This window comes from Gluconobacter sp. P1D12_c (genome assembly GCF_018812105.1).
Classification (GTDB): Bacteria; Pseudomonadota; Alphaproteobacteria; order Acetobacterales; family Acetobacteraceae; genus Gluconobacter; species Gluconobacter oxydans_A.
In genome coordinates this window covers 265,705-287,759 of sequence record NZ_JACSIQ010000002.1, presented here as the reverse complement: position 1 = coordinate 287,759, position 22,055 = coordinate 265,705, and the positions used below count along the sequence as shown (strand labels likewise).

Here is a 22,055-nt window from a genome sequence, read left to right as displayed (position 1 = left end):
CGGCTTCTTCAATACAGTCGCCATAACGTTTAGCAGTCAGGACTTTTCAATGACTTCCAACCTCTGGACCCGAGCGGCTTTCGCACTCTCGTTTGCCGCGCTTATTGGCACTGAAGCACATGCTGCCGCAGAAAATCCGTTCTTCAGCGCCAGCACGCTCCCCTATCAGGCTCCCCGCTTTGACCTGATCAAGGACAGTGATTATGCGCCCGCTTTTGAGCGCGGTATGGCAGATCATCTGCGCGAGATCACAGCGATTGCCAACAACAAGGCCGCTCCGACATTCGAGAATACGATTGTCGCTATGGAGAAGTCTGGTCGCCTGCTGGATCGTGTGCAGGAGACGTTCTTTGGTGTTTATCAAGCCAATAGTGATGCCGAACTGGACAAGGTTGAAAGCCGTGAAGCGCCGCGTCTGTCTCAGCATGAAGATGAAGTCTATCTGAATGAGCGCCTGTTTGCGCGCGTAAAGGCAATCTACGATGCTCGCGCAAGCCTCAATCTGAATGCAGAGCAGGCGCAGCTTCTGGATGTTTATTATCAGCAGTTCGTTCATGCGGGCGCCCAGCTTTCCAAAGCGGACAAGGTCAAGCTGAGGGCCATCAACACCAAGCTTGCCAATCTTGAGTCTGCCTATCAGCAGAAGCTGATAGCGGCTGCGAAAAATGGTGCTTTGGTCGTCGAAAGCAAGGAGGCGCTTGCAGGCCTGGATGACGGGACGCTCGCCTCCGCGCAGAAAGATGCTGAAAGCCGCAAGCTTTCCGGTAAGTGGGTTCTGCCGCTCCAGAACACAACGCAGCAGCCAGCGCTGGAAAACCTGAGCAAGCGTGAAACGCGTCAGGCCTTGTTCGATCAGAGCTGGAACCGTGCGGAGAAGGGCGACAAGAACGATACGCGGTCCACAATCGCAGAACTCGCCCAGCTTCGGGCGCAGAAGGCAGCCCTGTTCGGTTACCCGAGCTTTGCGGCCTACACGCTGTATGATCAGATGGCCAAGACGCCAGAAGCTGCCGAAAATTTCATGAAGCAGCTTGTTCCTGCGGTTGCAGCTGAACAGAAGCGGGAAGCTGGTGTGTTGCAGGATGCCATCCATCGGGATGGTGAGAACTTCACACTGAAGCCCTGGGACTGGAGCCGTTATGCAGAGCAGGTGCGTCATGAGAAGTATGCGCTCAACCAGGATGAAGTGAAGCCATATTTCGAACTGAAGACCGTTCTGACAGACGGTGTTTTCTTTGCCGCCAACCAGCTTTACGGAGTGACCTTCAAACAGCGCACTGACATCCCGGTTTATAACCCTGATGTCATGGTGTTTGAGGTTTTTGATAAGGATGGTTCACAGCTTGGCCTGATGTATTTTGATTACTTCAAGCGTGATACCAAATCCGGCGGCGCATGGATGTCCAACTTCGTTGGTCAGTCCACCCTGCTGGGCACGAAGCCGGTCATCTACAACGTAGCCAATTTTACAAAGGCCGCACCAGGTCAGCCGCAGCTCATCACGTCTGATGACGTGACGACCATGTTCCATGAGTTTGGACATGCCTTGCATGGACTGTTCGCCAGCCAGACATATCCTTCGATTTCAGGGACCAGTGTCGCACGGGATTTTGTTGAGTTCCCGTCTCAGTTTAACGAGAACTGGGCGCTCGATCCGAAGGTGCTCTCCCATTACGCTCGGCACTACAAGACTGGCGCTCCGATGCCGCAGGAACTGGTCGCCAAGATCAAGAAGGCTGCCCGTTTCAATCAGGGCTACGCCTTGGGTGAGATCGTCGCTGCAGCAGAGCTGGACATGAAATGGCATGCCCTCCCGGCGTCAGCACCACGTCAGGATGTGGACAAGTTTGAAGCTGACGCCCTGAACAGCATGGGGCTGGACGTGGCCAACGTGCCACCGCGCTACCGTTCCAGCTACTTCCTGCATATCTGGTCCAATGGCTATTCGGCCGGATACTATGCGTATCTGTGGACCGAAATGCTGGATCAGGATGCCTTTGCCTGGTTCACGCAGCATGGTGGCTTGACGCGTGAGAATGGTCAGCGTTTCCGCGACATGATCCTGTCCAAGGGGCACACGATGGATTATGGCCCGATGTTCAGTGCATTTTACGGAAAAGACCCGGACATTGAGCCGATGCTGGCGCACCGTGGCCTGACGGCTGATAGCCAGAAGTAAGATGTTACGGACGGGTGGGAGACCATCCGTCCGTAAGCGTCTTTAGAAACTGGATGATTTGACTGCGCTCCTGAGGCGTCAGGGCAGGTAGGTCATTTAATTTTCGATCCATCGGTGCGTCCGTGCGATCCAGGTTAGAGCGATACTGGGGCGGAATATCATCCGGAACCTGAAGATGACCGTGTGTGTCACGACTGTAGAAGCGTTCTGGGTGGATGTCTCGCAGGACGTAGAAATCCAGAACCTGATGAAGGTCATGAAACACGCCATTGTGGAAAAAGACCTTGCGTTCTGCCACATTGCGGAGAGTTGGCGTGGCGAACATACCGCAATAGGCCGATGACGTCTCGACGCCCCCCGGCATGACTTCACACAATCCCAGATCGAAATGCTCCGTGTCGTAAGGCCCCATCAAAGCCTGATTGCGCGGGGCGCCCAGTGCTTCGTATTGGCGATCCGTGAGAAGTGGTGGGAGGTTACCGGGAAGCGGACGATCCAGGTGACAGGCTGCGCAGTTGCCTTTTGTCGGATCGTTGAAGAGCCGATATCCGGCACTCTCTTCCGGTGTGAAACGAGCTTTCCCTTCAAGCCAGGCATCGAACTTGCTGTCATAGGCATGAAAAGACGGATCTTCGATCTGGTAGCGCGCTAGAGCAAACAAGGCTTCAGACAGCAGCAGGTCAGGGGATGCGTCAGTCGCAGGACCGCCTAGAGCCTTCAGCCGTTGGATGTACTTGGCATTTTCAAGCCGATGAAGCGCAATCTCCGGGGTAGAGGCCATTTCAGCCGGATCATAAAGGGGACCGGAAGCCTGCTGCTGGAGCGTATCGGCCCGACCGTCCCAGAACATTCCTCCTTGAGGCACCATACTGATCGTTGGGGACGCGGCTGCATTCTTCGGTGAGCGGGTAGCATCGGGTGCTGCCGAAGCCAGAACGGGTGCCGTCTCACTTTCTGGATTATCCGGACCAATGCTGAAATTTGGCACGTGCTCCAGATATGTCAGGGACGGAATGGCTCTGCGGCCATGGCTTGCCAGTGTTGGGCCTCCCAGAAACACGGAAGCAGCACCGGAAGGCCCGTAATGATGTTTTGGGCTGTGACAGGATGCACAGGACAGACGTCCTGAGCCCGAGAAGAGGGGGTCGTGAAAGATTTCACGCCCGATCTTCGCCATCTCGGAAAGAGATGCATGAGCCGGCCGATGTAATTCGACCGGACATGGATTGCTTCCGTCTCGGGTTGGCAAACACTGATCCGAAGCGACGGCTTGACTGAGCAGCATGGCGGACATCACGCCACCAGCCAATACAACTGTGAAAGAACGGAGCGAGACGGTCAAAGCGGTGTAGCAGGAGCCTGCTTAACAGGTTCGCCTGTCTCAGGATTCAGGAAAACAGGCGTGAGATGCGGGGTTTGCTTGAAGTCAAACAGATCAGACAGATCAGTAGCATCTGCGTCAAATGATCCCTGTCCAAGGCGCTGACTTTGAAGCCAGTTATCTTCGATAAAGCGCGTGATGGAACTCTGGGTAATCTGGACATGGCTGATGTAGTTAGGCTTGGCCCATGGAGATAGAACGATCAGCGGTGTTCTCGTTCCTGGGCCACAACGGCCGTTTACGGGCTGACCCAAAACTCCGTTCGGCGCAGGGGCTGTACCGCAGCGGCCAGGACCGTTGAGCTGATCTGCCGGATTATCGTAGGAGCCATGCGACGGCGTGACATAGGCATGATCGTACCAGCCATCGGAATCATCATAGGCAATGATGATGGCTGTATCGTGCCATTGCGGGCTGTGCTGAATAAGATTGATGGCCTCTACCACGCCATGCTGCTCGTCCAGTGGGTCCGAGTAACCAGCATGGCCATCCTGAAAGGCTGGCATTTTCAGGAATGAAACAGCAGGCAGGTTTCCTGCAGCGACAGTTTTGTAGAAGTCTTTCAGGTCATACTGATGGTTGGCCGGGTCCCGGTGGATACCGTCCTGCTGAAAAGTACGGCCAATAACGGCGAGAGAGGATGGTCTCGCATGCGTTGGATTTGATGTGCTGGCGTAATACTGAAACCAGTTGTGGTGAGGGATATAGTCAACCACATTTTGGGCCACGACAGAGGAGTAGGTCTGGCGGTTGCAGCCTGTCGTGCCGTCAGGATTACGAGTAGTCAGATCGAAGCCGCCCATGAAGCCGCCCCAGGTCAGGTGCTTGTCGTTCAACAGGTCACCGATGTTTTTGCTCGTCATCATGACCTGTTCGGTCGGGACGGAACAGACATCCCCAGCAGGGTCAATATCGTTGACCATCGTCCAGCCCCCTTGTCCGTCCGGAATGAACGGAGACTGGACTGTCAGAGTAGACCGTCCTTGAGAGCTTTTGACGATCTTCATGCCGTTGGTTTGTCCAGAAACCACTTCCAGAGCACCCGGAGTGGAAGGCCCGTATGTGTCCGTATAGGCGGCGTCGCTCATGGCGAAATTCTGAGCGTAATTCCATAGGGCTGTAACGGTGTTACCGTCAAAATAGCCCATCACCTGGCCGCGTGTTGAAAATGCTCCGACGCCACCCGGTGCGCCGCGACCGGTGTGAAGAGGGAACAGGTCTGCCAGGCCATGGTGATAAGCCTGTTGCTCCGCAGTATAGGCGTGGTTCTGATCGGCGGTGCTGGCTTGTGTTCTGTCCAGACGGAAGGGCAGAGCTGCATCCCGGCCGTTTTCAGCGCGCGTATTGGGGTTTTTCAACAAAAGGTCAGCCGCGATGAGCGTATTGGCCTTTGGGGTTTCTGCCGCCGCATGAAAAGTGGGCTCTCCGGCAGGGTTCGCTGCGGACGGATATGTTCCGAAGTAATGATCAAAGGAGACGTTTTCCTGATAGATCACAACAAGATGGTGAATTGGCGTTGCAGGCTCCGGAGCCGGCGTCTCCGCGGCTTGAGCCGGAGCAAGCAGGAACGGAATGAACGTCGTGAGGAGGAGAGCTGAACGTAAAGTCATGCAGGCAGAAATCTAGCTTCTCTGGTGAGACTGGGAAGTACGGCGTTTGTCAGCCTGTTCTGTACTGGCAAACAGGAGGTGGAGGCCAGAACTTTTGTCCTGTCCGATCCGATCGTTCCAGGCGGTCATGAGTGTTTCCCGCCAGAGTTCGTGAGGCTGCTTTTTCGTGGGCTGGTTCATTGGAAAGCCTTCTGGGTGAAGCAGGCGACAGAGCCAATGGCACCATAACGGATGAATGGACGGGGAAATATTATGGTTCGGTTAAATAAAAACCAGTTTCAGGGTGTGATGAAACTTTCATGAAAGAAGTTCCCGGGATCTTTAGTAAAATTACCGAAACAGCTACCAGATTAGACATACCTTTATTTGGAGATGGCATCCGGAATGCTGCACTTCGCCCCAGAGTCAACATGGTCAATCATTGCGCTTGGGATCTGCTTCCTGCTGGTCTGCGTATTTGAATTTGCCAATGGCTTCCATGATACCGCAAATGCTGTTGCGACAGTCATTTACACGAATTCCCTCAAACCGAAGGTTGCGGTTGTCTGGTCCGGCCTGATGAACCTTCTGGGTGTGTTGCTCGGCGGTATCGCCGTTGCTTACACGCTCGTAGAGTTGCTGCCGCCGGATGTTTTGTCTCCGCCGAATGGAAATCCGGCAGTTCCAATGCTGGTCGCCCTGTTTGGCACAGCTCTCGCCTGGAACCTTCTCACATGGTGGTTCGGTATTCCGAACTCTTCCTCTCACTGTGTGATTGGCTCTCTGGTCGGCATCGCCATTGGTGATTCCTTCCTGCATGCCCGCGACCTGGGGCACAGCGTGGACTGGAACCAGATCTGGAAGGTCCTGACGATGCTGGCCGTGTCTCCGCCGCTCGGCTTTATTGGCGCAGGTATTCTGTTCCTGATTATCCGGAAATTCGTGCATCTCCCGGCCCTTTATCAGCGCCCGGAGCCGCATCATAAGCCGAACCCGGTTGTTCGTGCTCTGCTGGTCACCACCTGCACGCTGGTCAGCTTTTCGCACGGTAACAACGATGGGCAGAAGAGCATTGGCCTGATCATGTTGACGATCATCGGTCTGATGCCAGCGACGTTTGCCCTGAACCCTCAGGTGCCGGTGCAGTACGATATTATTCGTCAGGACGTGCAGGCTGCTCGCCCGCTGGTTGCTGAGTTTGATCGTTATTCGTTCAAATCTGATGCCCTTGCGTCCATTGATCGATTGGAAAAGGGCGCAGAGATCCACGCTAGCCCGGCTGAAACACGCGGTGACATCTATCAGGTTCTGTCTGGCCTGCGTTCCGTGGCGTCCAATCCTGCTGCATCCGACGCGCAGAAGAAAGAAGCCGGTTCTCTCGCCAAGAAGCTACGCCCGACAGTGGAATATGCGCCTTTCTGGGTTCGACTGCTGAGTGCACTTTGCCTGGGCGTGGGAACAATGATCGGTTATCGCCGGATTGTTCAGACACTGGGTGAGGGCATTGGCAAGGCACATCTTACGCCTGCACAGGGTGCTGCTTCCGAAGTTGTTGGCGCAGGTCTGATCATGACGGCTGGCTACACGGGCCTTCCGGTCTCCACTACGCACATCATTACATCTGGCGTGGCTGGAACCATGGTTGCCTCAGGCTCCGGGATCAACATGCACATGTTGACCAAGATTGCTCTGGCTTGGCTGTTTACACTGCCTGTAACGATCACTGTCTCGGCGATCCTTTTCTATATTCTCGCCTGATCGTCAATTTCATAATAAGACAGTATTCAGGAAGGATCTGCCGTGAGGCAGGTCCTTTTTTTATAGGTGAACTGCAAATTGTTAAAGTGCTGTGGCAATGTCTTGAAACGATCACAAGACACAAATGAACCGTCTGCATAACGTTCCCGCGAATTCACGGGCAGTGCCGTGCCCTTTGCAGGAATACATTGATGAAGCTGATGCTTGCACTGACGACTTGCCTGAGCGGCGTTTTCGTCTTCTCCGGTGTACAGTCTGCCTTTGCAGATGATCTGAGCCCGTCACAATCTGCCCGCAAGGCCGCTCCGTCGGGTGTGCAGGTTAAGAAAGTATCAGCAAAAAAGACGGTTGCGCAGCCTGTTGAAGCAACAACTGCGGAATCCGTTGTCGTCCTCGGGGCAGGTGCCGCTCGCGAAACACAGACCGTGTCGCGCCGTGCCATTCAGGAGATGACGCCGGGAACCAGCCCGTTCAAGACACTCTCCAAACTTCCCGGTGTCATGTTCACGTCGTCTGATCCCTTGGGATCTTACGAATGGTCCCAGCAGATTGTCATCCGAGGTTTTGACCAGAGCCGTCTTGGCTTCACAATGGACGGCATTCCGCTCGGTAATCTTGCTTACGGTAATGATAACGGCCTTTCGATCGGGCGGGCCCTTGAAACTGAAAATAACGGGCCATCAACCCTGACACAGGGCGCTGGTGCTCTTGGTGTGGCAGCCTCCAACGATCTGGGGGGGGCTCTTCAGTTCACGTCTGTCGATCCCACAAAGAAATTCGGCGTCGATGTTGCGGGAACGATTGGCTCTGCTTCGACCTGGCGCACATTTGCCCGCATTAACAGCGGAGAACTGAAGGGCGGCGGCCGCTTCTACGTGTCCTATAACCATCAGGATGCCAACAAGTGGAAGGGCGATGGCGTTCAGGTGCAGGACCAAGCGAATGCCAAGTACATTCAGCCGTTTGGAGAACATGTAAAGCTTACGGTTTATGGAGACTGGTCCAAGCGTAAGGAAAACGATTACCAGGATCTCTCGCTCGCTCAGATTAGCAAGTATGGATATAATCTCGACAATATTACGGGGAATTATGCCCTCGCCAAGCAAATTGCTACGGCTTACCAGACGGGCACAGCTTTCCCCTCAAGCGTTCAGGATCAGGACACGGTCTACTACAACGCAGCAGGTCTGCGCGAAGATGCCATGGGATATGGCCGTCTGGATTTTGACATTACGAGCCGCCTTAAAGGCTTCGTGACGGGATATGGCCACACCAATACGGGTGAGGGCGCATGGGTCACGCCTTATCTCGCCACCCCTGCTGCTCTTGGTGGATCACCGCTCACGACCCGTACAACCGAATACGATATTCATCGGGCAGGCTTTATTGGTGGCCTGACCTACAAGATTGCCAACCACACGATCGACTGGGGCTTCTGGTTCGAAAACAACAATTTCGAGCAGGCACGGCGCTTCTATCCTCTTCAGGATAGCGGATCTCCGTCGTCCATTCACTGGTATCAGGGTAATTCCTTCTACACACAGTGGCAGAGCACATTTAATACTAAGACCTATCAGGTCCATCTGGGCGATACTTGGCAGATCATGCCCTCGCTGAAGCTGACTTACGGGTTCAAGTCCCTGATCGTGGACAACTCTGCTCGCGCACTCAGCGGCAACCTAATGGGTACGCCAACCGGCACGACCTATCCGTCGGGTTCGCTTAGTGCCTCGAATGGCTTTCTGCCGCAGATTGGTGCGAACTACCGCATTAACCAGCATAATGAAATCTTTGCTGATTTCGCTCGCAACATGGCAGCTTTCGATAGCGCCCAGACATCAGGCCCGTTCTCTACAACGACGGCGGGCTTCGAAGTGCTTCAAAAGAAGCTAAAGCCGGAAATGTCCAATACTGAAGAGTTGGGATATCGCTTCCATAACCATACATTCCAGGCTTCTGTCACCGGCTACTATGTCGAGTTCCAGAACCGCCTTCTGGCTGTGACGCAGGGTGTTGGCATTCAAGGCAATGCGTCGGTTCTGAGCAATGTTGGCGGTGTAACAGCGCGCGGTGTGGACGTTGCTGCAAACTGGAAGTTCGCCCGCAACTGGTCGCTCTTTGCATCCTACGCGTTCAACAACTCCCTGTATGACAACAATGTTTACGCAGACGGCGTGGTCTCTGCGCGCATCAAGGGCAAACACACAGTCGGGATGCCGTCCAATCTCGCCAATGTGGAACTCGGATATGATGATGGCGCGATCTGGGGCAATGTTCTGATGCAGTTCCAGGACAAGCGCTACTACACCTACACCAATGATGCCTCTGTGCCGGCCAATGCGATCTTCAACCTGAACGTTGGCTATCGTTTCCAGAGCCAGAACTGGTTCCTGCGTGGCATGGATGCTCAGATCAACGTCACCAATCTGTTCAACAAGCGTTATGTGGCAACAGTCGGAAGCAATGGCTTCGTCAATTCCGACCCGTCGGGGACCTTCCAGACACTACAGGCTGGTGCTCCGCGTATGGTCTTCTTTACAATTCGCAAGCATTTCGACTGATCGGACGACATCATGACCGGACCGCTTTCCAGCCGACGCAGATTTCTTGAACTGGGAGCAGCTTTTGCTGCTGCAGGGGCACTGCCAGGTAATCTGCGACAGGCCCTTGCGGTTCCGGCCAACCGAAAAACCGGCACTATTCAGGATGTCGAGCATGTGGTAATCCTGATGCAGGAAAACCGCTCTTTCGATCACTATTTCGGTTGCTTGCAGGGTGTCCGGGGGTATGGAGACCCGCGTGCGGCGCATCAACCGGATGGAACGTCAGTTTTCGTACAGAAAACTGCGGATGGGGCTACGGTTATGCCCTTCCGCATGAACACAGTTCACACCTCTAGTGCCTGTATTTCCAGTCTCGATCATAGCTGGAAAGGCAGTCAGAAAACTTGGAATGAGTGGGACTGCTGGGTCCCTCACAAAACCGCCATGACGATGGGGCATTTCACCCGCCGTGACATCCCTTACTACTATGCTCTGGCGGACGCATTTACGATCTGCGATGCCTATCACTGTTCGATTTTCGGTCCTACCAACCCAAACCGCCTGTTTTTGTTCTCAGGTACCAATGGTCTGAGTGTCGGGCATGACGGCAGACAGGCCGTTGAAAATGTCGATGATGGCAACACATCGGCTGATATGCGGCATGACAATCCGAAGTTTCAGGCCTTCCAATGGACGACTTATGCAGAAGAGCTGCAGAAGGCGGGCGTCTCGTGGAAAGTATATCAAGAATACGATAATTTCGGTGACAATGCCCTCGCTGGATTTAGCGCATTTCGTGGGCTGTCAGAGGCGTCATGGCAGTATCAGCGAGGTCGGGCGATTGTTGAAGGCTCAAGCGCCGGAAATGCTGCGACATCTGAAGGGCAGTTCCTTGTAGAGGCGTTTGAGAAAGATATTGCTTCGGGGACGCTTCCTCAGGTGTCCTGGATTGTGCCGTCCGCCGCTCTTTCCGAACATCCCAATGCTCCGCCCGGATATGGCGAACACCTGATTTCAAGGCTGATGGACGTGTTCGTTCGACACCCGGACGTCTGGTCCAAAACCGTTTTTATCTTGAATTATGATGAAAATGACGGGTTTTTTGACCATGTTCCAGCGCCTGTTCCGGCCTGGCATCCGGATGAAGGCAGCAGCACCGTTTCAGTCAGTGGAGAGACCTATCACGGCGTTGCTGTGGGGCTAGGTCCTCGGGTTCCGGCAATTCTGATCTCACCGTGGAGTAAGGGAGGACGTGTCAATTCGGAGCTGTTCGATCACACATCCGTCCTGATGTTCCTCGAAGCCAGGTTTGGGGTTCGTGCTCCGAACATTACGCCTTGGCGCCGGTCTGTGTGTGGCGATCTGACATCGGCTTTCGATTTTTCCGAGACTGACACATCATGGCAAGCGAGCCTGCCCAATACAGACGACTATATGCCTCAGACGCGAAAGTCCTGCATGCTTCCACTTCCGTTGGTTCCACAATATCAAACATTACCTCGACAGGAGGAAGGGCAGCGAACAACCTGTGTACTGCCATATAAGTTATCAGCTGATGTTCAGGTCACGGGGCAATTGCAAAATCTGATAATCGCCAACAGCGGGACGCGTGGGGCAGTGTTCCGGCTTTCCGGCCAGGGAGCATCACGCCAATACACTGTTGGGGCAGGGCACACGCAAAATATCCCACTACAGATTGAGCATGATTTCACCCTGCATGGTCCAGCCGGGTTTTATCGGGCGGGCAAAGGGTTTTCCGGATTGCAGGTCCAGCTTTTGGAAAAGCACGATGGAGTGAGGCTTGTGCTCAAAAACGTTCAGTCAGCGACGGCAGAATTGACCGTTGAAGATGCTTACGGCCCTGCAGGAGAATGGACGACCATACTGCCTTCCGGGCAGGAGACGTCACGCTTTTATCCGTTGGTCGGAAGTGACTTCTGGTATGATCTGACCGTGACCAGCCGAAGCGGGAAAACTGGAGGACACGTCCATTTTTCCGGTCGGATCGAAACGGGGCGGCCGGGGAAAACAGACCCTCTTATGGCTCGGCGTTCCTGAGGAACAATCGGGCCTTTCACCGAGAGGCCCGATTGCAGAATTGATACTTACCAGACAGTGAAACCGGCATCGACGTTAACGATGGCACCGGTCATGAGGCTGGCGGCGTCTGAAGCCAGGAACTGAACGACGGATGCCACTTCATCCGGCTGGCCAACTCGGCCCATTGGTGTTCCGGCGATCCAGGCGTCATAGAGCTCTGGCTTTTCCATGCCGAAACGCGTCAGGGTTGTCTCGATGTAGGTCGGGGCGACAGCGTTGGCACGGATGCCGTGAGGGGCCCATTCTGCGGCCAGCGAACGAATATACTGGTGTACGCCCGCTTTTGACGCGTTGTAGGCCGCCTGCTGCTGGGGGCGATTGACGATCTGGCCGGACATGGAGCCAATCGCAACGATGGCGCCCTTTTTCTGCTCGATCATGATCCGGCCAACAGCCTGGCAGCACCGGAACATGCCGTTCAGGTTGATGTCAACCTGTTTAAGCCACTGCCCATCCGTCATATCTTCGGCTTTCACCTCTGAAATACAGATACCGGCACAGGCAACCAGAATATCCAGATGCCCCTCTTTCTCGTGAAGGGTTTTGATTGCGGACTGAACGCTCTCCGTGCTGGTGACATCCATCCGGATGCTATCCACATTCAGGTCCTGCTTGCGCAGATCTTCCGCAGATTGTGCAGCAAGTGTTTCGTCCAGATCTGCGATGATGACGCGCGCGCCTGCTTCTGCCAGAGCCGTGACGCAGGCGAGGCCAATATTCTGTGCACCGCCCGTAACCACTGCGACGCGACCGTCAAGACGAAGTTTTTCCATGTACATGATGTATATTCCTGGGAAGAAAAATCAGGCGGCAAGGGGATGACGGCGGCAGGCCTCGAACGCCAGACCATCAGGGGCGAAAAGGTGGCAATGCTGCGGAGGAAGTTTCAGGCTGACCGGCGTGTCGACTTCGAGGGTTGTGAAACCGTCTGTCTGAACAACGATGATCTGCCCGTCGGCACAGCGGACATGAACCAGCGTGATGGCACCGAGGCGCTCGATAACTTCCACAATCCCGTTATCATCACTCGCGGGAGCCAGCTCAACGTGTTCTGGGCGAATGCCGACCGTAATCTTGGTTCCGGGCAAAATATCCGCTGGAGAGACCGGGACATGAAGAAGAGTACCGTCCCGGAGCTGAACACTCGATCCGTCCTGCCCACCATTCTGGAAAATAGCGGAGAAGAAGTTCATGGGAGGGGAGCCGATGAACTTGGCGACAAACAGGTTGCGCGGGTGGTGATAAAGGTCCAGCGGTGAGCCAATCTGTTCCACAACGCCTTTCTGGAGAACCACAATCTTGTCGGCCATTGTCATAGCTTCCACCTGGTCATGAGTCACATAGATGGTGGTCGCGTTCAGCTTGCGATGAAGGGCTGAAAGCTCCACTCGCATCTGGCCTCGCAGGGCTGCATCCAGGTTTGAGAGAGGCTCGTCAAACAGGAAAACCTTCGGGTTACGCACGATGGCGCGGCCGATAGCAACGCGCTGCCGCTGACCGCCTGAGAGCTGACCCGGCTTATGATGCAGGTAGGGTTCAAGCTGAAGCGTGGCGGCAACATGCTTGATCTTCTCGCTCCGTTCTTTCTCCGGTACCCCTGCGAGTTTGAGGCCAAATTCCATGTTCTTGTAGACGTCCATGTGCGGGTAAAGCGCGTAGGACTGGAACACCATGGCAAGGCCGCGTTTTCCCGGTTCCACGTCGTTGACGCGCTGACCGTCAATCAGAAGGTCTCCGGAAGTGATGTCTTCAAGGCCTGCAATCATACGAAGCAGCGTGGATTTTCCGCAGCCGGACGGGCCGACAAAAACCACGAATTCACGGTCTTCGATCGACAGCGAAATGCCTTTGATAATTTCTTCCGTAAGATAGGTTTTGCGGAGGTTTTTGAGTTCAAGAGTTGCCATGAATCAGGTCCCGTTCCTGAGCGTTTGGGGGACGGAAAATGCGAGGATAGCCATCATTTGACGGCTCCAAAGGTGAGGCCACGTACGAGTTGTTTCTGGCTGATCCAGCCCAGCACAAGGATCGGAGCGACTGCGAGTGTGGATGCGGCGGATAGCTTGCCGAAAAACAGTCCTTCCGGTGAGGAGAAGGAAGCAATGAATGCTGTGAGCGGAGCAGCATTGGAGGAGGTAAGATTGAGAGACCAGAAAGCCTCATTCCAACACAGGATCAGCGACAACAGAGCTGTGGAGGCGATCCCTGGCAGGGCAAGGGGAAGCAGGACCATTGTCATTTCCTGCCAGCGTGTTGCCCCGTCCATGCGACCGGCCTCAAGAATTGGGGCAGGAACTTCCCGGAAGAATGTGAACAGCATCCAGACGATGATGGGCAGGTTCGTCAGCATATTGACGATGGCCAGTCCTGTGCAGGTGTCCAGAAGGTGAGTGCTTCGAGCCAGAAGATAGATTGGTACGAGCACGCCAACAGGAGGCAGCATGCGTGTCGACAGCATCCACAGCAACGTCCCGCGTGTGCGCTTTGAGGGCATGAAGGCCATCGAGTATGCCGCCGGAATGGCAAGCAGGAGCGCGCCCACAGTAGCGCCAACCGAGATGATGACGGTGTTGAAGGTGAAGTGCCAGTAACTCGCGCGCTCGAACACTTCCGCATAGCTGCTGAGGGTCGGCGCGAAGATCAGTTTTGGCGGTGTTGAGACCGCCTGAACTTCGCTCTTGAAGCCCGTCAAAATCATCCAGAAAATGGGAAAGAAGAGCCATAGCGCAATACCCCAGCCCAGACAGGTGACGGCGATTTTTGTGCTGCGTTTTGTCTTGATCGCCATCTCACACCTCCAGGTTGCGTGCGACGGAGCGCACGAGGAACATCGCAGCGACATTCGCAATAATGATGGCCAGGACGCCGCCTGCTGAGGCGCCGCCGACATCAAACTGAAGCAATGCGCGGGAGTAGATGAGATACGCCAGGTTGGTGGATGCCACTCCAGGGCCGCCTGCCGTCGTGACGGAGATCTCCGCAAAGATTGTCAGTAGATAAATCGTCTCGATCATCACGACGACGCTGATAGCGCGGCTCAGGTGAGGGAGAATGATATGACGGAACTGAGCGATCGGACCGGCACCATCCATCCGTGCGGCCTCTTTCTGCTCGCTATCCAGTGACTGGACGGCTGTGAGGAGAATGAGGACGGCAAATGGCAACCATTCCCAGCTGACGATCATCATGACTGTCAGGAGTGGAAACCGGGCAAGCCAATCAATTGGCGTCAAACCGACAGCCCGCATCATGGCGGAATAAACGCCATAGATCGGGTGCAGCATCAGGTTCTTCCAAAGCAGGGCAGACACTGTCGGCATGACGAAGAACGGAGAAATGACCAGAACACGTGCAATGCCGCGCCCGAAGAACTCCTGATCATAAAGGATGGCCAGAAGCGTACCACCACCTACGCTGATAATCAGGACGCCAACGACCAGAATGACTGTATGCAACAGGGAATACAGAAAATCCGGATCAGTCAGAAGGTACCAGTAGTTGCTGAAGCCAGCGAAGCCGTGAAGCGTCGGGTCAATCAGATTGTAGTTGATCAGCGAGTACCACAGCGTCATTGCCAATGGGACGAGAGACCAGACGAGAAGGATCAGAACGGCAGGCGAAAGGAGCAGAAGCCCCGTGCGCTTGCCCTTGCGTTCTGATGCCCCTTTTGGGGGGCTGTGTTCTAGAACTGCCTGCATGGCACTCTGCCTTACTTGGCGCGGCCGGACTGGCGCAGCGAACGGGTGACAGAAGATTGTGCTGCAGTCAGTGCCTGATCCACGGTCATCTGGCCGGAAAGGGTCGCGGCGACCGTCTGTCCGACCTGAGTGCCAACCGCCTGGAATTCAGGAATTCCGACAAACTGCGCTCCGGTATAGGGGCGTGGCTCTGCTGTTTGTCCACTCGGGTCGGCAGTCTTGATCGCGTTCAGAACGAACGACGCAAATGGGGCAGCTTTCTGGTACTCGGGGGCAGCATATGTTGAGGCACGGGTTCCAGCGGGAACGGCAACCCATCCCTTTCGGTCCGCAACCAGCTTCACGTATTCCTTGGATGTTGCCCATGTGATGAAGGTCTGGGCGTCCGCGCCCTGATGAGAACTGACGGGAACGGCAAGGCTCCAGCTCCACAGCCATGTTGGTCCCTTGCCATAGGGGCCTTTGGGAGCCGACGCGAAGCCGACCTTGTCGGCTACCTGAGACTGCTTCGGATCAAACAGGAGGCCGCCGGCAACGGTGGAGTCAATCCAGATGCCGCAATGTCCGCTCGCGAAGAGTGCCAGATTTTCATTGAAGCCGTTGGATGTGACGCCCGGTGGGCCGTCTTCCTTTAACGCAGAGACATACCATGTCAGAGCTTTTTTCCATGCGTCTGACGTCAGCATTGGCTTCCAGGACATGTCGAACCACTGGGCACCGTATGTGTTCGCCAGCGACGAGACATAGGCCATGTTCTCACCCCAGCCAGGCTTGCCACGAAGACAGATGCCATAGACCTGTCCTGACTTGTCTGTGATCTTGTCGGCGAATTGCCGGATCTGATCGTAGGTGGGGGAGTCTGGCATCGTCAGACCGGCTTTCTGAAACAGATCCTTGCGGTAGTAGGTCATGACGCTCTCGGCATAGAAGGGGAGAGCGTAGAGCTTGCCATCTGATGTCAGGGCCTCCCGAACCGATGGCAGCACATCGCTGATGTCGTATGCGGCGTCCGGCTTGATTTCTGTAAGCCATCCCTGTTTTGCCCAGATGGGAACTTCGTAATTCCCGATCGTCACAACGTCGAACTGACCGGTTTTCATGGCAATGTCGGTTGTGACGCGCTGGCGCAGAACGTTCTCTTCGAGAGTCACCCAGTTAAGATGAATATCGGGATGCGCTTTTTCAAACTCCTGCGACAGCTGACGCATGACGATCATGTCCCCGTTGTTCACGGTTGCAATTGTCAGGGTGCCTGCGGCTTGCGCAGTAGAAAGAACTGAACCGCTCAAGAGAACTGCAAGGGTGCAGGCTGTTTTCAGACGGGACATGGAACTCAGACCTTTGAAAAAAGAGCTGTGAACGGGATTACGGACGACAGCTTGGGTTTTCGGGAGGCAGATCAGTGAGCGGACGTTTTTTCCAAAGCGTCCTGCATTTGCTGACGCCATGCGAGCTGGCTGGCGAGCATATCGTGGCAGATCGAGCGCTTGGCTGTGTGATAGGTATGGGTCTTTGCATCTGGCAGAATTTCGCTGCCGGCGTGGCTCATCTGAGCCATGGCTGCGCGCAAAGTGGCATATTGCCCGCTGGCGACAGCTCCCAGAATTGCTGCCCCGAGAAGGACGGAATCAGGCTCCTTGGGTAGGAGGATACGACAGCCAGTGGCGTTTGCATGTTCACGCAGGAAGATGGGGTTCTTGGTGCTTCCTCCCGTGGCGAGAATGGTGTCGATCCGGTAGCCTTGGGCATTGAGGGCATCGATGATGTCCTTTGTGCCGTACGCCAAGCCTTGAAGGGTAGCCAGATAAAGCCTGGCGAGATCATCCTGCGTCGCTGACAGGGCGAGGCCACTGATAACGCCCTTCAGATCCGGGTCTGCGTGGGGAGAACGATTTCCATGAAAATCTGGCAGCAGGTGAAGATTGGCTGTGCTGCCTCCTGGCAGTTTACCAGCTTCCAGCTCTTCAATTCGGGCATTGAGGAGGGCGTAGATATTACTGCCGGATTGCTCAGCCTGCTGCTTGAGCTCACGCCCAGCGGCATGATGAGAAATGACGAAATCAATCAGCGCACCGGTTGCTGACTGACCGGCTTCATTCAGCCACATATCAGGGACCATGGCGCTCCAATAGGGGCCCCACACGCCTGGCACGAAACGGGCCTCCTGTGACACCGCCATATGGCAGCTGGATGTGCCACAGATTAAAGATATTGAGCGCTCAAGAACATTGTCAGAGAGTTCGCCGTGAGCTTCAATCCCCAGAATGCCAAGGCCGCCAGCATGAGCGTCGATGGCTGAAACACCCACGGGTATGCCAGCCTCCAGACCTAGCTCCGTGGCGGCCTCGAGGCTCAAGCCATTTCCAACGATCCCGCCGAGCGGACGAATGTCATTGCCAATACGGGCGTAGTTGTCATCCGTTAGTTCTTCCAGACCGATAGTTTTGAAATAAGTATCGTCCCATCTGTCTTCATGGGCCAGATAGGTCCATTTGCAGGCTGTGGAGCAGGCTGAACGCGATAGGGAACCGGTTGCCCTCCAAGTCAGGAAATCGGGGAGGTCAAAGAAATGGCCAGCCCGGGCAAAAATCTCGGGCAGATTACGCTTCAACCAAAGAAGCTTGGGCGTTTCCATTTCTGGTGAAATTTTTCCGCCAACATAACGCAGGACTTCATATCCTCCGTTGTTAATTTCGGCAGTTTCTCTCAATGCCCGGTGATCGGCCCAGAGAATAATGTTCTGCTCTGCCGCGCCTTGCGGATCCACCGATAGCGGTTTGCCCTCTGTATCGAGCACGACAAGAGAACAGGTTGCATCAAAGCCAATCCCAATGATGCGGAAAGGCTCAGTCAGGGTGGCGAGTGCAGTGCGTGTGGCTGTGCAGATGGCTGTCCAGATGTTTTCTGAGGACTGCTGAGCAAAATCTGGTGCTGGTGACCACGTTTTGGTTGGCTGAACAGCAGAGGCCATTTTCTGCCCCGTCAGGGTGAAAATGCCAGCGCGTGCACTGCCAGTCCCAACATCAATTCCAAGAACCAGATCCATACAGCACACCTAAAGTTGACACACGCGCAGAGAACAGGCCGTTGGGCTGGGTCATCCTGAAAGACGCACCATCAGATCAGAGACCGAACATTCTGGAATGTTACATTCGACGGAACTGACATGTGCTTCTTGCTGCAGGAATAACGTTCACACAACAACATATAACGTTATTAATGTTACATATATCATTTGTGGTGTCCAGAGTGTGGGGCATCATTTTCGACGAATAAGGGTTCGCCTCGCAAAAAGATGATGTTTTAGGCTCGGGATTATGTCTCAAAGCAGGAATAGCCCTCAGAAAAATCCCGAGCTTACGGATGGCAAAGTCAAGCCATGGCTGGCACGGGAGCGCGTTCTGCAAGCAGGCCGGTTGCCTTGAGTTTCGCCCAGAAGTCTTCAGGGATAGGATGCGCAAACCATTTCAGATTTTGTTGGAGTTGGCTCACATTTCGCGTCCCCGCGCAAAATGAAGAAATCGTAGGGTGCGCCACTACAAACTGTAATGCGGCTGCCGGGAGGGGCACATTATAGTCTCCGCAGACAGCTTCAATTTTCTTGACGCGTTCGAGGATACTCGCGGGAGCAGGGGAGTAATTATACTTCGCGCCAGGAACTGCCCCTGTCGCCAAAATGCCTGAATTGAATCCGCCCCCCACAATAAGCGTAGCGCCTCGCTGTTCGCAGAGGGGTAAGAATTCGTTCAGGGCCTCCTGTTCCAGCAACGTGTATCGGCCTGCCAGAAGAAAGCAGTCAAAATCTCGTTGCTGAAGCGCGGTATGGCAGACTTCCCATTCGTTCACGCCGACGCCAATGGCTTTGACGACGCCTTCTGATCGAAGCTTTTCCAGCGCGCGCCAACTTCCGTCCATCGCCTGGCGAAAAACTTCAGGTTGGTTGGGGCCATGGGTAAATCGGTCGATATCATGAATGAAAGCGACGTCGATGTGCTCAAGAGCGAGCCTTTGAAGAGAGTCCTCAAAAGCTCGCATCGTTCCATCGTAGCTGTAGTCAAAGGTCATTTTGTTAGGGGCCGCATTGACCCACGGGGCAAAGTCAATCTCAGCTCTGCGGGCGGAATGTAGCGTTCGCCCGACTTTTGTTGTGATGACGAAGTCATCTCTGTTTTTCCAGCGGAGGGAATGTCCCAGCCGAAGCTCTGCCAATCCATGACCATACATGGGGGACGTGTCATACAGGCGAATACCAGCGTTCCAGGCCTGCTGGATCATGTCATCTGCCTCCTGCTCGCCGACTTCCTGTAGAAAATTTCCAAGTGGGGCCGTTCCGAAAGCGAAGGCTGTAACGCTAAAGTCTTTCCGCCCGAACTTACGACGTTCTGAAGGATTCATGATCGGTCCTCCTGATGGGATGATCGCGTTGCACAGAGTTTGTGAGAGGAAAGGCCGCTGGTTAAAGGATCATCAGGGGGCTTCCGCGTATCTCCAGCTTACGTCACAAGGAGGCGCTTGTTTGCGTGAGCACAAAAATTTTATTGTCGGCGGTTGTGATCCCCCGGCCCAATTTTAGCTCAGCGGAAACTCAGAACCGACGATTGCTGTTTCCTTCTCTTCCTGCCATTCAGAGCGCATGACGAATAACAGGCACTTTGAGATCTTTCTTGCTGCTCCTCCGGGACTGGAAGAGACCCTTTGCTCCGAAGTCCGGATGAAGGGCTTTCGCCAGCCAAAAGTCGTACCTGGTGGTGTGACACTGCGGGGTGGGTGGCCTGAAGTCTGGCGTGCCAACCTCTGGATCCGGGGGGCAAGTCGGGTTCTGGCGCGCGTGGCGCAGTTCAAGGCAGAATACCTGTCCCAGCTTGAAAAACGCGCCCGAGAAGTGAAGTGGGCAGAGTTTCTTCGCCCTGACGTACCGTTCAAAGTGGAGGTGTCGTGTTCGTCCTCGCGGATCTATCATAGCGGCGCGGCGGCTGAACGGATCTCCAAGATTGTCACGGAACTGTTAGGCGCATCTGCGGAAGATAATGCAGATGTCGTCCTGCGCGTTCGGATTGACCAAAATTTCTGCACCATCAGTGTCGATACGTCTGGCGATCTCTTGCACAGGCGAGGGCACAAGGAAGCCGTTAATCGTGCTCCTATGAGAGAAACCATGGCTTCGCTGTTTCTAAGAAAGTGCGGGTATAATGGTCAGGAAACTGTGCTGGACCCTATGTGTGGTTCCGGGACTTTCGTAATTGAAGCAGCAGAGATCGCTTCCCGCCTCAATCCGGGACGATCACGGCATTTCGCCTTTGAGCAGTTGGCCACCTACGATGAAGACGCTTGGCATACAATGCGCTCTGTTAAAAGTGAGCGTACGCCTGAGTTCCGCTTTTACGGAAGTGATCGAGACGCGGGCGCCATTACTATGAGCGAAGCCAACGCGTTGCGAGCGGGTGTCACGGCATGCACAGAGTTTCGTCAGGCCACGATCAGCGAAATCATGCCGCCAGAAGGGAGTTCTCCCGGACTGGTTATTCTGAACCCGCCCTACGGCACACGCATCGGCGACAAGACGAAGTTATCTGCACTCTACCGTGCCCTGGGAAACAGGCTATTGGAGCAGTTCAAGGGATGGCGTGTGGGTATTCTGACGACGGAAGTCTCATTGGCCCATGCAACAGGTCTTCCATTCCTGCCGACAGGCGCGCCCATTCCCCATGGCGGGTTGAAGGTGTTTCTCTTCCAGACTGAAGCTCTCTCCTGATAGCGTTTATCAGTTGAATTAAACCGGATAGGTACTCGTATAATCCTGGAGAAAATACTCTACTCTCTCAATGAAGAGCGCAGTAAATGGATTGGAAATCTTAGATCTCGCCACGATCGAGAGGGTCTGGGGTTGAGTACCTTGCTCGTTGAGCGACAGGAACTTGAGCTTGCCTTCTGCCCTTTCCTGAATGATGTCTAATGGTGTCAGGAAGGTAATATTCCCAGGGGATAGAGCCATCTGACGCATAAGTTCAATGGAGTTGGTCTCGATGGCTGGCGTCAGGCTCAGGTCGCGGGCGGCATAGAGATCTTCGAGGTGGGGTCGGATGGCCATGCTATCGTCTGCTACCGTCAGCGGCCATGCGTTACATTCTTCAAGAGTAATGGATTCCTGATGGGCGAGGGGATGATGCACACTCATCACTACGCCCAGAGGAACGGTACGCGCAGTTTGAACAACGAGGCTGTTGTCCACAGGGATATCGAACCCAATACCGATATCGGCTTGCCCATTCTTGACTGTCTCGACCAGATCATGTGTGCCGTAGGTGCTGACATGAATACGAACATTCTGATGTGTATTATGAAAATCAGCCAGAGCGAGTGGCAAAAAGGTCGAAATCGGACCCACCATTGTGGCGATGGAGAATTCACCGCGCTTGAGGCCTTTCAGATCCTCAAGGACCTGCCGCGTGAGGTTCATGTTTTTGAGTGTGTCACGGACGTGCGCTAGCAGGATCTCTCCTGCGGCTGTCAGGACCAGCTTGCGTGGAAGACGCTGAAAGATTGGGGTACCCAGGTTATCTTCCAGTGTCAGGATCTGTCGGTTGATAGCCGTCGAGGCCACATTCAGATGCTCGCCTGCCTTTCGAATGGATCCGCAGCGGGCGACCGTATCCAGATAGATGAGAAGGCGACTGTGAAGCATCGTAGTTTTCGCACCGAAAAGATGCAGACTAAGAACGTTCCGAAGATCTTTCAAGAAAAGAGAAGAAACTGCCTGCAAGATCCTTTGGTAAGCCCGGTTTTCGTAATTAGGGCAAGGTGTGTTGC

16 protein-coding genes are annotated in these 22,055 nt (G+C 54.6%); 5 read left to right on the top strand and 11 right to left on the bottom strand.

The features are described 5' to 3' along the window. Window positions 1–49 precede the first annotated feature (49 nt). Window positions 50–2,179, top strand: coding sequence for a M3 family metallopeptidase (locus tag KP705_RS03175; protein WP_215763997.1), 2,130 nt, complete (start codon window positions 50–52; stop codon window positions 2,177–2,179). Between the two features lie 4 nt (window positions 2,180–2,183). Here the strand turns inward: KP705_RS03175 and KP705_RS03170 are convergent, their stop codons facing one another. From KP705_RS03170 to KP705_RS03160, 3 genes are all read right to left on the bottom strand, one after another. Continuing rightward, window positions 2,184–3,356, bottom strand: a complete 1,173-nt coding sequence (locus tag KP705_RS03170; RefSeq protein ID WP_046902135.1) for a cytochrome c peroxidase — start codon at window positions 3,354–3,356, stop codon at window positions 2,184–2,186. Window positions 3,357–3,517: 161 nt separating this feature from the next. Continuing rightward, on the bottom strand, window positions 3,518–5,170 hold the full coding sequence (locus tag KP705_RS03165) for a phospholipase C (protein WP_046901885.1): 1,653 nt from the start codon (window positions 5,168–5,170) through the stop codon (window positions 3,518–3,520). Between the two features lie 12 nt (window positions 5,171–5,182). Further along, window positions 5,183–5,350: a hypothetical protein gene (locus KP705_RS03160; RefSeq protein WP_157091186.1), complete on the bottom strand. Its 168-nt coding sequence runs from the start codon at window positions 5,348–5,350 to the stop codon at window positions 5,183–5,185. Between the two features lie 204 nt (window positions 5,351–5,554). Here KP705_RS03160 and KP705_RS03155 point away from each other — a divergent pair, with 204 nt between their 5' ends. The 3 genes from KP705_RS03155 (at window position 5,555) to KP705_RS03145 (ending at window position 11,508) form a co-directional block, all read left to right on the top strand. Next, window positions 5,555–6,907: an inorganic phosphate transporter gene (locus KP705_RS03155; RefSeq protein WP_215763996.1), complete on the top strand. Its 1,353-nt coding sequence runs from the start codon at window positions 5,555–5,557 to the stop codon at window positions 6,905–6,907. Window positions 6,908–7,098: 191 nt separating this feature from the next. After that, window positions 7,099–9,468 carry a TonB-dependent receptor gene (locus tag KP705_RS03150; protein WP_046901884.1) on the top strand — a complete coding sequence of 790 codons (2,370 nt, stop codon included), beginning with the start codon at window positions 7,099–7,101 and terminating at the stop codon, window positions 9,466–9,468. 12 nt (window positions 9,469–9,480) lie between these two features. After that, the gene (locus KP705_RS03145; RefSeq protein ID WP_215763995.1) at window positions 9,481–11,508 is read left to right on the top strand and encodes a phosphocholine-specific phospholipase C; all 2,028 of its coding nucleotides are present in this window, start codon (window positions 9,481–9,483) and stop codon (window positions 11,506–11,508) included. 47 nt (window positions 11,509–11,555) lie between these two features. On the opposite strand, the gene KP705_RS03140 is transcribed toward KP705_RS03145, so the two are convergent. The 7 genes from KP705_RS03140 to KP705_RS03110 form a co-directional block, all read right to left on the bottom strand. Beyond that, complete coding sequence (locus KP705_RS03140; protein WP_046901882.1) at window positions 11,556–12,329, bottom strand: SDR family NAD(P)-dependent oxidoreductase; 774 nt, start codon at window positions 12,327–12,329, stop codon at window positions 11,556–11,558. A gap of 24 nt (window positions 12,330–12,353) precedes the next feature. Next, the gene (locus KP705_RS03135; protein WP_215763994.1) at window positions 12,354–13,457 is read right to left on the bottom strand and encodes an ABC transporter ATP-binding protein; all 1,104 of its coding nucleotides are present in this window, start codon (window positions 13,455–13,457) and stop codon (window positions 12,354–12,356) included. 53 nt (window positions 13,458–13,510) lie between these two features. Then, the gene (locus tag KP705_RS03130; RefSeq protein ID WP_086633853.1) at window positions 13,511–14,338 is read right to left on the bottom strand and encodes a carbohydrate ABC transporter permease; all 828 of its coding nucleotides are present in this window, start codon (window positions 14,336–14,338) and stop codon (window positions 13,511–13,513) included. Between the two features lies 1 nt (window position 14,339). Then, window positions 14,340–15,248: a carbohydrate ABC transporter permease gene (locus KP705_RS03125; protein WP_046901879.1), complete on the bottom strand. Its 909-nt coding sequence runs from the start codon at window positions 15,246–15,248 to the stop codon at window positions 14,340–14,342. A gap of 11 nt (window positions 15,249–15,259) precedes the next feature. After that, entirely contained in the window at window positions 15,260–16,576 is a 1,317-nt protein-coding gene (locus KP705_RS03120; protein WP_215763993.1) for a sugar ABC transporter substrate-binding protein, read from the bottom strand. Window positions 16,577–16,647: 71 nt separating this feature from the next. Further along, the gene (locus KP705_RS03115) at window positions 16,648–18,294 is read right to left on the bottom strand and encodes an FGGY-family carbohydrate kinase (RefSeq protein WP_215763992.1); all 1,647 of its coding nucleotides are present in this window, start codon (window positions 18,292–18,294) and stop codon (window positions 16,648–16,650) included. Window positions 18,295–18,620: 326 nt separating this feature from the next. After that, the gene (locus KP705_RS03110; protein WP_215763991.1) at window positions 18,621–19,643 is read right to left on the bottom strand and encodes an aldo/keto reductase; all 1,023 of its coding nucleotides are present in this window, start codon (window positions 19,641–19,643) and stop codon (window positions 18,621–18,623) included. A gap of 238 nt (window positions 19,644–19,881) precedes the next feature. Between KP705_RS03110 and KP705_RS03105 the strand changes: the two genes are divergently transcribed. Beyond that, on the top strand, window positions 19,882–21,000 hold the full coding sequence (locus KP705_RS03105) for a class I SAM-dependent RNA methyltransferase (RefSeq protein WP_215763990.1): 1,119 nt from the start codon (window positions 19,882–19,884) through the stop codon (window positions 20,998–21,000). An 18-nt stretch (window positions 21,001–21,018) separates the two neighbouring features. Here the strand turns inward: KP705_RS03105 and KP705_RS03100 are convergent, their stop codons facing one another. Then, a complete protein-coding gene (locus KP705_RS03100; RefSeq protein WP_046902132.1) occupies window positions 21,019–21,930 on the bottom strand; it encodes a LysR family transcriptional regulator in 912 nt (303 codons plus the stop codon). Between the last annotated feature and the right edge of the window lie 125 nt (window positions 21,931–22,055).

Coding starts and splice junctions, on each gene's coding strand:
- KP705_RS03155 (WP_215763996.1), top strand. CDS start 5,555: ATGCTGCACTTCGCCCCAGAGTCAACATGGTCAATCATTGCGCTTGGG.
- KP705_RS03130 (WP_086633853.1), bottom strand. CDS start 14,338: ATGGCGATCAAGACAAAACGCAGCACAAAAATCGCCGTCACCTGTCTG.
- KP705_RS03120 (WP_215763993.1), bottom strand. CDS start 16,576: ATGTCCCGTCTGAAAACAGCCTGCACCCTTGCAGTTCTCTTGAGCGGT.
- KP705_RS03125 (WP_046901879.1), bottom strand. CDS start 15,248: ATGCAGGCAGTTCTAGAACACAGCCCCCCAAAAGGGGCATCAGAACGC.
- KP705_RS03160 (WP_157091186.1), bottom strand. CDS start 5,350: ATGAACCAGCCCACGAAAAAGCAGCCTCACGAACTCTGGCGGGAAACA.
- KP705_RS03110 (WP_215763991.1), bottom strand. CDS start 19,643: ATGAATCCTTCAGAACGTCGTAAGTTCGGGCGGAAAGACTTTAGCGTT.
- KP705_RS03135 (WP_215763994.1), bottom strand. CDS start 13,457: ATGGCAACTCTTGAACTCAAAAACCTCCGCAAAACCTATCTTACGGAA.
- KP705_RS03105 (WP_215763990.1), top strand. CDS start 19,882: ATGACGAATAACAGGCACTTTGAGATCTTTCTTGCTGCTCCTCCGGGA.
- KP705_RS03145 (WP_215763995.1), top strand. CDS start 9,481: ATGACCGGACCGCTTTCCAGCCGACGCAGATTTCTTGAACTGGGAGCA.
- KP705_RS03170 (WP_046902135.1), bottom strand. CDS start 3,356: ATGGCGAAGATCGGGCGTGAAATCTTTCACGACCCCCTCTTCTCGGGC.
- KP705_RS03150 (WP_046901884.1), top strand. CDS start 7,099: ATGAAGCTGATGCTTGCACTGACGACTTGCCTGAGCGGCGTTTTCGTC.
- KP705_RS03165 (WP_046901885.1), bottom strand. CDS start 5,170: ATGACTTTACGTTCAGCTCTCCTCCTCACGACGTTCATTCCGTTCCTG.
- KP705_RS03100 (WP_046902132.1), bottom strand. CDS start 21,930: ATGCTTCACAGTCGCCTTCTCATCTATCTGGATACGGTCGCCCGCTGC.
- KP705_RS03115 (WP_215763992.1), bottom strand. CDS start 18,294: ATGGATCTGGTTCTTGGAATTGATGTTGGGACTGGCAGTGCACGCGCT.
- KP705_RS03140 (WP_046901882.1), bottom strand. CDS start 12,329: ATGTACATGGAAAAACTTCGTCTTGACGGTCGCGTCGCAGTGGTTACG.
- KP705_RS03175 (WP_215763997.1), top strand. CDS start 50: ATGACTTCCAACCTCTGGACCCGAGCGGCTTTCGCACTCTCGTTTGCC.